Origin of the sequence: Bradyrhizobium sp. (assembly GCF_049581145.1) — a bacterium.
GTDB lineage: Bacteria > Pseudomonadota > Alphaproteobacteria > Rhizobiales > Xanthobacteraceae > Bradyrhizobium.
This window is the reverse complement of sequence record NZ_JBAURI010000825.1, coordinates 1-11996: the sequence shown is the minus strand read 5'-3', so window position 1 is coordinate 11996 and position 11996 is coordinate 1. Positions and strand designations below refer to the sequence as shown.

The window sequence follows — 11996 nt, the reverse complement described above, 5'->3', positions numbered from 1 at the left end:
GCCGCAAAGAACGGCTGTCGGCCAGCGCCTGCGGCCCTTCGGTGGTGTTAAAAACCAGCTGGATGTCGCCGTTCATGATGGCGTCGACGATATGCGGCCGCCCCTCCAGCACCTTGTTCACTTTTTCGGTCGGCACGCCGCTATCGGCCAGAAAACGCTGCGTGCCCGAGGTGGCCATCACCTTGAAGCCAAGCGAGAATAGCAGCCGCACCGCGTCCACAATCCGGGTCTTGTCGATCTCGCGCACCGACACGAATACCGTCCCCTTGCGCGGCACGCGGGTGCCGCCGCCGAGCTGGCTCTTGGCGAAGGCGACTTCGAACGAGCGGTCGATGCCCATCACCTCGCCGGTGGAGCGCATTTCCGGACCCAGCACGGTATCGACGCCCGGGAAGCGGGCGAACGGAAACACCGATTCCTTGACGCCGACATGGTTGAGCTTGCGCTTCTTCAAATCGAGGTCGGCGAGCTTCTCGCCGGCCATGATACGGGCGGCGATCTTCGCCACCGGCATGCCGACCACCTTGGCGACGAACGGCACGGTGCGGGAGGCGCGCGGATTGACCTCGAGCACGTAGATATCGCCGTCCTTGATGGCATATTGCACGTTCATCAATCCGACCACGTCGAGGCCAAGCGCGAGCTCGCGGGTCTGCCGCTCCAGTTCGCCGATGGTCTGCGCGTCCAGCGAATGCGGCGGCAGCGAGCAGGCGGAATCGCCGGAATGGATGCCGGCCTCCTCGATGTGCTCCATGATGCCGACGATGAAGGTGTCCTTGCCGTCGCACAGGCAATCGACGTCGATCTCGGTCGCATCGGACAGATAGCGGTCGAACAACAGCGGGTTCTTGCCGAGCACGGTGTTGATCTGCCCGGTCTTGTCGTTGGGGTAGCGCGCCTTGACGTCGGCCGGCACGAGCTCGGGCAGGGTGCCGAGCAGGTAGTCCGAGAGCTGGTTCTCCTCGCGGATGATCTGCATGGCTCGGCCGCCCAGCACGTAGGACGGGCGCACCACCAGCGGCAAATCGAGGTCGGCGGCAACCAGGCGTGCCTGCTCGACCGAATAGGCGATGCCGTTTTTCGGCTGTTTCAGATGCAGCTTGTCGAGCACGCGCTTGAAGCGGTCGCGGTCCTCGGCAAGGTCGATGGCGTCTGGCGAAGTGCCGAGGATCGGCACATCGGCCGCCTCCAGCGCGCGCGCCAGTTTCAGCGGCGTCTGGCCGCCGAACTGGACGATGACGCCGTGCAGGGTGCCGTTCTTGCGTTCGGTCGTGATGATCTCGAGCACGTCCTCAGCCGTCAACGGCTCGAAATACAGCCGGTCGGCGGTGTCGTAGTCGGTCGACACCGTCTCCGGATTGCAGTTGATCATGATGGTCTCGTAGCCGGCATCGTGCAGCGCGAAGCAGGCATGGCAGCAGCAATAGTCGAACTCGATGCCCTGGCCGATCCGGTTCGGGCCGCCGCCGAGAATGATGACCTTGTTCTGGTCCGACGGCGCGCTTTCGTCGGCGAACAGGCCCGCGAACGGCGCTTCATAGGTCGAATACATGTAGGCGGTGGGCGACGCGAACTCGGCCGCGCAGGTGTCGATGCGCTTGAACACCGGACGAACCCCAAGTGCATGACGCTTGCCGGTGATGTCGGCTTCGGCGCTCCCCGCCAGCACCGCAAGCCTTGCGTCGGAGAAGCCCATCGCCTTCAGGCTGCGCATGCCGAACGCGTTCTCCGGCAGGCCGTGCTTGCGCACCTTGTCTTCCATCTCGACGATGCCGCGCATCTCGCCGAGGAACCAGGGATCGATCTTGCAGGAATTGAAGATGTCCTCGTTCGACCAGCCGAGCCGCATCGCTTGCGCCACCTGCAGGATGCGGTTCGGCGTCGGCGTGCCGAGAGCTGCGCGGATCGCGTTCTTGTCGTCGCCGCGTCCGAGCCCCTCGATGTCGATCTCGTCGAGGCCGGTCAGGCCGGTTTCCAGCCCGCGCAGCGCCTTTTGCAGGCTCTCCTGGAAAGTGCGGCCGATCGCCATCACTTCGCCGACCGACTTCATCGAGGTGGTCAGCGTGGTGGAGGCGCCGGGGAATTTCTCGAACGCAAAGCGCGGCACCTTGGTGACGACGTAGTCGATGGTCGGCTCGAACGAGGCCGGCGTCGCGCCGCCGGTGATGTCGTTGGCGATCTCGTCCAGCGTGTAGCCGACGGCTAGCTTGGCGGCGACCTTGGCGATTGGAAAGCCGGTCGCCTTCGAGGCCAGCGCGGAGGAGCGCGATACCCGCGGGTTCATCTCGATGATGACCATGCGCCCGTCGGCGGGATTGATGCCGAACTGCACGTTGGAGCCGCCGGTCTCGACCCCGATCTCGCGCAACACCGCGAGCGCGGCGTCGCGCATGATCTGGTATTCCTTGTCGGTCAAGGTCAGAGCCGGCGCCACCGTGATGGAATCGCCGGTGTGCACGCCCATCGGATCGAAATTCTCGATCGAGCAGACGATGATGCAGTTGTCCTTCTTGTCGCGCACCACCTCCATCTCGAACTCTTTCCAGCCGAGCACGGATTCTTCGATCAGGACCTCGTTGGTCGGCGAGGCGTCGAGCCCGCGCTCGATGATGTCGAGGAACTCTTCCTTGTTGTAGGCAATGCCGCCGCCGGTGCCCCCCATGGTGAAGGAAGGCCGGATGATCGCCGGCAGGCCGATCTCGGAGAGCGCCATCAGCGCCTGGCCGAGCGCATGCTCCTGGTAGCGCTTTTTCCGCTCGTTTTCGCCGAGCGTCCACTGCCGCTCGCACTCTTCCAGCGCGGCCCCGGAGAGTTTTTCGCGTTCGGCCAGATGTTTGTCGCGGTAGGATTTCTTCAGCGCCGAGGCATTGGCGAGCCGCGATTTCGGCGTCTGCAGGCCAATCTTCTCCATGGCGTTGCGGAATAACTGGCGGTCTTCCGCCTTGTCGATCGCATCAGCGGTGGCGCCGATCATCTCGACGTCGAATTTGGCCAGCGTGCCCTGCCGGCGCAGCGACAGCGCGCAGTTCAGCGCGGTCTGCCCGCCCATGGTCGGCAGCAGCGCAAAGCCGCCGGGGACGACATGGCGCTCCTTTTCGATGATCTTGGCGACGATCTCAGGTGTGATCGGCTCGATATAGGTGGCATCCGCCAATTCCGGATCGGTCATGATGGTGGCCGGATTGGAATTGACCAGGACGATCCGATAGCCCTCATCCTTCAGCGTCTTGACCGCCTGGGTGCCCGAATAGTCGAATTCGCAGGCCTGGCCGATCACGATCGGACCTGCGCCGATGATCAGGATGGTCGAGATGTCGGTTCGCTTGGGCATCAAGTCTCACGGTCGGGAAATCGGCACAAAAAAAGGGCGCGCTGCCGCGCGTCCCCATGACCGGCCCCTTGGGGACCAGAAGCGCGCCTTATCCTCGCGCGCGGGTGGTGTTTAAACCAGATTCCGCAGCCGCGAAAGCATTTTGGCGGCCCATCAACCGCGATTTTGGCTCCCGCCTGCGCCCTTCGGGCTTCGGCGCGGCAAGCCCGCAGGACCGAGGGTGCGCTGGCCTGCCGAGCCGAAGCAGCGTCAGCTGCGAAGGCTGGAGGCCCGGCCTGGATTTGAACCAGGATAAAGGACGTTGCACCGTCCTCGCGTCGACGCTTTTCCGCCACCGGGCCGAGGCGATCATCGCCGATCACCGACGCGCGAGCCATCTCTCAAGGCGGCTGGCACTATCTTGCGCCCGTTAACCCTAACCGGTTACGCCCAGCCCCAGTGCATGCCGTGCGACGAAGGTCATCCGCCACGGATTGTGCCCGAGATTGAACGGCGCGCGCGAAGCGCTGAAGCCTGCCTTTGTGAGCTTGGCGTACATCTCCGTCTCGCTATAGCGCTGCAGACCCACCCGCGCGCGCAAGGTCCGGTAATCCGACAGCGCGGTCGAGACCAGCCCGACCAGGGCGTCCTTTATGAAACCGTGCCTGGCGGCAAAGCGCAACAGCGCGAACACATCCGTCGGCATGCCGACGTCGGGTCGCAGGATATCGCCGAGAACCAGGCGGCCGGCGGGTTTCAGGAGCCGGCGAACGACGCCAAGCGCGGCGTCCAGCTCGTCTTGCGTCATGTACTGGGCGACCGAATTCATCACCACCAGATCGATGGTCTGCTCCGGCATTTTCCGCAGATCGTCCAGCGAACGCACCCGGATCTTGATGTTGGGGGCAAAGCGCGCGATCAGGCGGCCGCGCACCCCCGGCGCCGGCTCGGCCAGGATCAGCTGGCTGCAGGCGGCCGCCACCCTGGCCGCCGAAAGCGCTTCGCCGCAGGAATAGTCCAGCACGACGGCGTCCGGCGAGGCGATGAAGCCGACAATATCGCGGGCAATGAGCTCGAAATGCAGGTCACGATGCCGTTTGCTCGCATAAATCGTATGCGTGGAATCGTAATAGTCGATCCAGTCGTCCATGGCCTTCAGATGTCCGGAAACGGGTTCCTGGTGCTGGAACCGGCATAGACCTGTTGCGTTAACGGGTCCCATACCCCGTGTCCATTGCCCGGTTCGTAACAGGAAGGTGCCTCGTGAGCAAAGCCAAGTCCGAAAAAACCTCGCCCGACCTCGACACCCCCACCGACCTGCCGCCGGCGGCGGCGGAAAAGATCTCGGCGTCGCTCAACACCCTGTTGGCCGATGCCTTCGCGCTCTACCTGAAGACCAAGAACTTCCATTGGCACGTCAGCGGCCGGCATTTTCACGACTACCACATCATGCTGGACGAGCAGTCGGACGCGATTTTCGCCACCACCGATCAGCTCGCCGAGCGCGTCCGCAAGCTCGGCGGCATCACGCTGCGCTCGATCGGCCAGATCTCGAAGCTGCAGACCATCAAGGACAACAACGAGGACTATGTCCCGCCGCGCGACATGCTGCGCGAACTGATGGAGGACAACAAGCACATCGCGGCTGCGATGCGCAAGGCGCACAAGCTGTGCGACGACAGCGAGGATTCCGGCACCGCGGGCCTGCTCGAAACCTTCATCGACGAAACCGAACGCCGCACCTGGTTCCTGTTCGAAGCCAGCCGCCAGGAAGGCAGCAACGCGGCATAGTTGCTCGCAATTGCGGGTGGGCAAGGCGCGCGCTCTTCGCGTGCCGTGCCCACCGAAGGCGCTGGCTTCAACATTACGAAGGTGGGCACGCTTGGCTCGCCCGCCCTTACGGCCTAGCGCCATAGCCTTACGAGCGGCCCGCCGGCCCCGAACACGGGATCGGTTTTCGGCAGCGCCACTTGCGGAATCGTTTTCAGCGCCTTGGCATGATTGTCCGGCGTCGGGCGGGTGATCTGCATTTTCGCGCCGGGCGGATAGGCACCGACGACGGAGAAATCGTGGCTCGCCGACAGGCACTGGTGTCCGGTGCCTGCGGGCAGAATCGCGACGTCGCCGGCCGAAATCTCGAATTCGCGGCCGCGGTCGCCGCCGAACCGCACCCGCGCGTGGCCGCGGGCGACGCCGAGCGCCTCGTGCACCGTCGCGTGATAGTGCAGATAATCGTAGACGCCGTTGCGCCACATGTCGCCCCAGCCATTGGCGCCGAACAGACCTTCGATGGTCTTTTCGGGGTGGCGGCCATCGACGGCGATCGCGCCCTTGTAGACCAGGAACGGCATCGGATTGTTCGGAACGAGGCCGTCATCCTCGAACACCAGGGCAAGCGGCTCGCTTTCGGCGCTGACGACGGACATGCCTCTCTCCCGCTCCCGCGAACATGGCAGACTACGCGCGGATCAAACCGCTGTCAGCGGCTCGCGTTCCCTCGAATTGTTTGAGCATGATCGCCGCGCAAACGCGCTCCGCGTTTGTCGCGAGGGAAAACCGGTATCCACCCGTCGGGTCGAGCCCGAGGGCATGCATTTCCGGATCATGCTCGTGGAAGCTCGAAAACCAGGCAGGTCGTGGTGGCATGTGCCAGCAGCCGGCCCTTGGCATCGGTGATCCGCGCTTCCGCGGTCGCGGCGCGCCGGCCGAACGACAGTGTGCGGCCCTCGGTGCGCACCACGCCGGTCTCGCTGGTCATGCCCTTGATGAAGGAGACCTTGAATTCGAGCGTGGTGTAGCCGGTGCCGGCCGGACACTGGCTGTGCACCGCAAGCCCCATCGCCGAATCAAGCAGCGTCGCGGCGTAGCCGCCATGCACCGAGCCGATCGGGTTGTAGTGCCGCAGGCCCGGCACGCTGTGCAGCACGACGTTCCCGGGCTCCGCTGTGCACTCGAACGGCTCGATGGTCTGCATGATCGGCGGCTGCGGCAGGCGCCGTTCGAAGATCGCGCGGACGAAATCGAGGCCGGGCATCGATGCCATCACCTGCGTCGGGGTGACGCCGTAGTCGAATGCGGGTGTGTCGTCCACGAGATGAAGTCCACCGATCGTTTGCGATGACACTCGTCATACTAAATGCTGGCGACACTGGCAACTGCCGGTGTGCCGGACGCGGTGCCGCGTGCAACGCTGCTCCGCAGAGCCGGTAGCCAGCGCTGTGGGGGTTTGAATATAGGCCCGGATCGCCGCGCATCACGCCGCGAAGAGGCGGCGCGGTCGCGCAGCATCCGGGAACGCGGAACGTGGCCTTACGCCCGCTTGTTCGCGCGCATCAGGTCGGCAAAACGCTGGAACAGATAGTGGGAGTCGCGCGGGCCCGGCGAGGCTTCGGGGTGGTACTGCACGGAAAACACCGGTTTGCCGTCGAGCGCGATGCCGCAATTGGAGCCGTCGAACAGCGAGATATGGGTCTGGGTGGCGCCCTTCGGCAGGGTCGCCTGGTCGACGGCAAAGCCGTGGTTCATCGAGGTGATCTCGACCTTGCCGGTGGTTTCGTCCTTCACTGGATGATTGGCGCCGTGGTGGCCCTGACGCATCTTCCTGGTCTTGGCGCCGACCGCCAGCCCCAGCATCTGGTGTCCGAGACAAATCCCAAAGGTCGGCGTGCCCGAGTCGATCACCTTCCTGATGACGGGCACTGCATATTCTCCGGTGGCGGCGGGATCGCCGGGCCCGTTGGAGAGAAACACGCCGTCCGGCTTCAGCGCCAGAATATCCTCGGCCGCCGTGGTCGCCGGCACCACGGTAACCTTGCAGCCGATACCGGCGAGCAGCCGCAGGATGTTGCGCTTGATGCCATAGTCGATCGCAACGACATTGAACTCGGGGGCATCTTGCCGGCCAAACCCCTTGTCCCAGGCCCAGGGCGTCTCGTCCCAGGTGAAGCGCTGAGCCGAAGTGACCATCGGCACCAGGTCCATGCCCTCGAGCCCCGGCCATTCGCGCGCTTCTTCCTTCAGCGCATGCAGGTCGAACCGGCCGTCGCCGGCATGCGCGATCACCGCGTTCGGCATGCCCGCGCCGCGGATCAGCGCGGTGAGCGCGCGGGTGTCGATGCCGGACAGACCGATGATGCCGCGCGCCTTCAGCCATTGGTCGAGATGGCGGGTAGCGCGGTAGTTGGACGGATTGGTGATCGCGGTGCGCAGGATCACGCCGCGCGCCCCTGGGGTCGCCGCGAGATTCACCGTCTCGATGTCGTCCTCGTTGGTGCCGACATTGCCGATATGCGGGAAAGTGAAGGTGATGATCTGCCCGGCGTAGGAGGGATCGGTCAGGATTTCCTCATACCCGGTCATGGCGGTGTTGAAACAGACCTCGCCGACCGCGTGGCCCTCGGCGCCGAAGCCAAAACCTTCGAGCACCGTGCCGTCGGCAAGCACGAGGAGCGCGGTCGGTTTGTGGTCCGGCCAGGCGGCATCATTTTCGGTTGTTGTCATAAGCGCTTTACATAGTCGCGGGAGCGGCCGGCGTCAAAGCGGAAGACGGCCGGATTCACATGCCTTGCCGCCTATTTGGCCGGCGAGAGACCTACGATTGACAAGACCTGCCCATTCCGACGGGAACCGAGTGGCTTACCGAGTTGTTTCGGGCGTCCGAACGGCCTAGATCACAGGCAAAGGCATTTGAAGAGGGCAAGACCATGCTGCGCGACGAGATCAACAACGCGGTCAAGGAGGCCATGAAGGCCAAGGAGGAGCGCAAGCTCTCCACGCTGCGCATGGTCAATTCGACCATCAAGAACGCCGACATCGCCGCGCGCGGCGAAGGCAAGCCGCCGCTTTCCGACGCCGATCTGCTCGGCGTACTGCAGAAGATGATCAAGCAGCGCCAGGAGGCGATCGAACTCTACGACAAGGGCGGCCGTGCCGAGCTCGCGGCGCAGGAGCGCGACGAAATCGCCGTGATCTCGGCCTACCTGCCGAAGCAGATGTCGGAGAACGACGTCAAGGCCGCGATTTCGGCCATCATCGCCGAGACCGGCGCGGCAGGGGTCAAGGACATGGGCAAGGTGATCGGCGCTCTGAAGGCGAAATACGCCGGGCAGATGGATTTTGGCAAGGCGAGCGGCCTGGTGAAGGCGGCGCTGACGGGATAGTTCAAGATCAACGGAGGGAGCAGATGGCTGATCAGCAAGCAGGGCCGGCAGGCCCCGACCTCACGCTGGGTGTGGCGTTTTCTGATGTCTCCGGCGCGACCCTGCTCGGGCATGTCGGCGACCAGGACGTTCTGCTGGTGCGGTCGGGCTCTGAGATCTTCGCCATCGACGCCCATTGCAGCCATTACCATGGTCCGCTCGCCGAGGGCCTCGTCGAGGGCGAGAGCATCCGTTGTCCCTGGCACCACGCCTGTTTCGATTTGCGGACCGGGGAGGCGGTGCGCGCGCCCGCGCTGAGTGCACTCTCGGTCTGGAAGGTAGAGCACGAGGGTGGCCGCATGATCGTGCGGCAAAAGCTCGAGCAGCCAAGACCCCGCATCAAGGCGGCCGTCGAGGCGCCGGCCCGAATCGTGATCGTTGGCGGCGGCGCGGCCGGCTTTGCCGCCGCCGAGATGCTGCGGCGCCAGGACTATCGCGGCAGCATCGTGATATTGAGCAGCGAGGCGGCGTCGCCGGTCGACCGGCCGAACCTGTCGACGGATTACCTCGCCGGCAGCGCGCCGGAGGACTGGCTGCCGTTGCGGCCCGACGATTTCTACACGGACGCCTCGATCGACCTGCGGCTCAACACCGAAGTGACGTCGATCGATAGCAAAGCACGCAACGTGGTGCTCGCCGACGGCATGACCATTCCGTACGACCGGCTGCTGCTGGCGACCGGTGCCGAGCCGGCGCGGCTGCCGATTCCCGGCGCGGACCAGGCCCATGTCCATGTATTGCGCTCGCTGGCGGATTGCCGCGCCATCATCGCCTCGGCCAACGGCGCGCGCCGCGCCATCGTGATCGGCGCGAGCTTCATCGGGCTCGAGGCCGCGGCGGCGTTGCGGACCAGGGGGCTCGAGGTTCATGTCGTCGGACTGGAGCAGCGGCCGATGGAGCGCGTGCTTGGACCGGCGATGGGCGATTTCGTGCGCGCGCTGCATGAGGCGCACGGCGTCGTGTTTCACCTCGGCGATACCGTGACGTCGATCGACGGCAAGCGCGCGGCGCTGAAAAGCGGCGACGTGCTGGAGGCCGATGTCGTCGTGGTCGGCGTTGGCGTGCGGCCGCGGCTCGCGCTCGCTGAAAAGGCTGGTCTTGCGATCGATCGCGGTGTCATCGTGAATTCCTATCTTGAGACCAGCGTCCCCGGCATCTATGCGGCCGGCGATATCGCGCGCTGGCCGGATCCGCATTCGGGCGAGACCATCCGCGTCGAACATTGGGCGGTGGCGGAACGCCAGGGCCAGACCACCGCACGCAACATGCTGGGGCAGCGCGAAATGTTCGACGCCGTGCCGTTCTTCTGGAGCCAGCACTACGATGTGCCGATCAATTATGTCGGTCACGCCGAGCAGTGGGACGAAATCGCTGTTGACGGCAACATTTCCGCCAAGGACTGCCTGCTGCGGTACAAGCGCGGCGGCCGCGTGCTCGCGGTCGCCTCGATCTATCGCGACGTCGCAAGCCTCGAGGCCGAAGTCGCGATGGAGCGGGCGAAGGATTGATTGCGTTACCGCGACGGGAAGGCCTTTGTGCCGCAACGCAGACGGCCATCTTCCACCCGTTCTCGAAGGATTTCTCATTCTCGATTTTGAGGGGTACATGGCACGAACGATTGAAATCACCTTCGTTGAGACCGCGGGCCTCCGCCGTATCCGGAATTTTGCTGAAGAGTTGAGCTTGAAATTGGGGGATCTGGGCCAACTTCCGATGGAACAAGCCGACGCTGCGATCAACACGGTCGTCGTTTCAAAGATTGCCATCCGCAACCTGGGTCGATGCCGACAGTTCATCGGTCGACTGCTCGCGAAGCATAAGATGACCACGGAAGCCACCTTGCGTTAGCTGCAAGACGTGGATGGCCGGGACAAAGCCGGCTGCGGCGAAGGGACTTTTTGATGCTTACCGAAACGTCCAATTACGACGCGCTCGCCCGCGAGTTTCGCTGGGACATTCCGGCGCAATTCAACATGGCGACGGCCTGTTGCGACCGTCATGCCGACGGCGGCGATCGCCTGGCGCTGATCCTTGTCGATGAGGACGGCGCGGTGCGGCGGACCTCGTTCGACGAGCTGCGCCGCGCATCGAGTCGTTTTGCCAATGTGCTGAAGGCCAGTGGGCTCGCGCGTGGCGATCGCGTCGCGGTGTTCCTGTCGCAGTCGCTGGAATTGCCGATCGCGCATCTTGCTGCCTTCCGCGCCGGCCTGGTCTCGGTGCCGTTGTTCACGCTGTTCGGCGAGGATGCGCTGCAATTCCGGCTCGCCAATTCCGGCGCCAAGGCGGTGGTCACCGATGAAGCCGGCTACCAGAAGCTTGCCAGGATTCGCGACCGGCTGCCCGAGCTCGATCACGTCTATGTCGCGGGGCAGCCAAGCGCCGCCGCTGCAACATCGTTCTGGTCGTCGCTCGACGCGGCATCCGACCGGTTCGAGACGGTCGATACCTCCTGCAACGATCCCGCCATCATCATCTATACGTCGGGCACCACGGGAAACCCGAAAGGCGCGCTGCATGCCCATCGCGTGCTGCTCGGCCATCTCCCCAACGTCGAGATGGTGCATGATTTCTTGCCGAAGCCTGGCGATGTGATGTGGACGCCGGCCGACTGGGCCTGGATCGGCGGCCTGTTCGATGCGCTGTTTCCGGCCTGGTATCATGGCGTGCCGGTGGTCGGCCATCGCGCGAAAAAATTCGACCCTGACGCCGCGATGCGGCTGATGGCCGATCATGGCGTGCGCAACGTGTTCCTGCCGCCGACCGCCTTGAAGCTGATGCGCCAGGCCGGTGCCAGGCATTCCGGCGTCAGGCTGCGCAGCATGCTGTCGGGCGGCGAATCGCTCGGCGCCGAACTCCTGGACTGGGTGCGTGCGACCTTCGGTATCGACGTCCACGAGATCTATGGCCAGACCGAGTGCAATCTCGTGGTCGGCAACAATGCAAGACTGTTTCCGATCAGGCCCGGCTCGATGGGCAAAGCGACCCCCGGCTTCGACGTCCGTATCGTCAACGACAGGGGCCAAGAGCTGCCGCGCGGCGAGCGCGGCATCATCGGCGTGCGCCAGCCCAATCCCTGCACCATGATCGAATACTGGCGCAACCCGGAGGCGACGGCCAAGAAATACGCGGGCGAGTTCCTGTTGACCGGCGATCTCGGCCGGCAGGATGACGACGGCTATTTCTGGTACGTGAGCCGCGAGGACGACGTCATTACCAGCGCCGGCTATCGCATCGGCCCTTCGGAGATCGAGGATACGCTCTTGAAGCATCCCGCCGTAGCGCTGGCGGCGGTGGTTGGTATTCCCGATCCGATCCGCACCGAGGCGGTGAAGGCCTGGATCGTGCTGCGGCCGGGTTTTGCGCCGAACGACGTACTGGCGTGCGAGATCCAGGACTTCGTCAAGGTCAAGCTTGACGCGCACGAATATCCGCGCCACGTCGCGTTCGTCGACACGCTGCCGATGACGGCCACCGGCAAGGTGCTGCGG

Annotated in this window: 10 protein-coding genes and 1 tRNA gene; 5 read left to right on the top strand and 6 right to left on the bottom strand. The window is 64.5% G+C overall.

Annotation, left to right across the window (positions count from 1 at the left end):
• From carB to WCB02_RS27045, 3 genes are all read right to left on the bottom strand, one after another.
• On the bottom strand, nt 1–3331 hold a 3331-nt coding region (gene carB / locus WCB02_RS27055), incomplete at its 3' end, for a carbamoyl-phosphate synthase large subunit (protein WP_423962821.1).
• Nucleotides 3332–3594: 263 nt separating this feature from the next.
• Nucleotides 3595–3672: transfer RNA gene (locus tag WCB02_RS27050), tRNA-OTHER, on the bottom strand.
• A 74-nt stretch (nt 3673–3746) separates the two neighbouring features.
• Entirely contained in the window at nt 3747–4460 is a 714-nt protein-coding gene (locus tag WCB02_RS27045) for a class I SAM-dependent methyltransferase (protein WP_423962820.1), read from the bottom strand.
• Nucleotides 4461–4573: 113 nt separating this feature from the next.
• Here WCB02_RS27045 and WCB02_RS27040 point away from each other — a divergent pair, with 113 nt between their 5' ends.
• Entirely contained in the window at nt 4574–5101 is a 528-nt protein-coding gene (locus tag WCB02_RS27040; RefSeq protein ID WP_423962819.1) for a Dps family protein, read from the top strand.
• A gap of 113 nt (nt 5102–5214) precedes the next feature.
• Here WCB02_RS27040 and WCB02_RS27035 read toward each other — a convergent pair whose 3' ends face one another.
• From WCB02_RS27035 to carA, 3 genes are all read right to left on the bottom strand, one after another.
• Nucleotides 5215–5736, bottom strand: a complete 522-nt coding sequence (locus tag WCB02_RS27035; protein WP_423962818.1) for a cupin domain-containing protein — start codon at nt 5734–5736, stop codon at nt 5215–5217.
• A gap of 176 nt (nt 5737–5912) precedes the next feature.
• A complete protein-coding gene (locus tag WCB02_RS27030) occupies nt 5913–6353 on the bottom strand; it encodes a PaaI family thioesterase (protein ID WP_423962822.1) in 441 nt (146 codons plus the stop codon).
• Between the two features lie 266 nt (nt 6354–6619).
• Nucleotides 6620–7810, bottom strand: a complete 1191-nt coding sequence (gene carA, locus WCB02_RS27025) for a glutamine-hydrolyzing carbamoyl-phosphate synthase small subunit (RefSeq protein WP_423962817.1) — start codon at nt 7808–7810, stop codon at nt 6620–6622.
• Nucleotides 7811–8013: 203 nt separating this feature from the next.
• On the opposite strand from carA, the gene WCB02_RS27020 reads away from it, so the two are divergent.
• The 4 genes from WCB02_RS27020 to WCB02_RS27005 form a co-directional block, all read left to right on the top strand.
• A complete protein-coding gene (locus WCB02_RS27020; RefSeq protein WP_423962816.1) occupies nt 8014–8469 on the top strand; it encodes a GatB/YqeY domain-containing protein in 456 nt (151 codons plus the stop codon).
• A gap of 23 nt (nt 8470–8492) precedes the next feature.
• Nucleotides 8493–10016, top strand: a complete 1524-nt coding sequence (locus tag WCB02_RS27015; RefSeq protein ID WP_423962815.1) for an FAD-dependent oxidoreductase — start codon at nt 8493–8495, stop codon at nt 10014–10016.
• 97 nt (nt 10017–10113) lie between these two features.
• Nucleotides 10114–10356 carry a hypothetical protein gene (locus WCB02_RS27010; RefSeq protein ID WP_423962814.1) on the top strand — a complete coding sequence of 81 codons (243 nt, stop codon included), beginning with the start codon at nt 10114–10116 and terminating at the stop codon, nt 10354–10356.
• 53 nt (nt 10357–10409) lie between these two features.
• The coding region (locus tag WCB02_RS27005; protein ID WP_423962813.1) for an acyl-CoA synthetase at nt 10410–11996 on the top strand (1587 nt) is incomplete at its 3' end.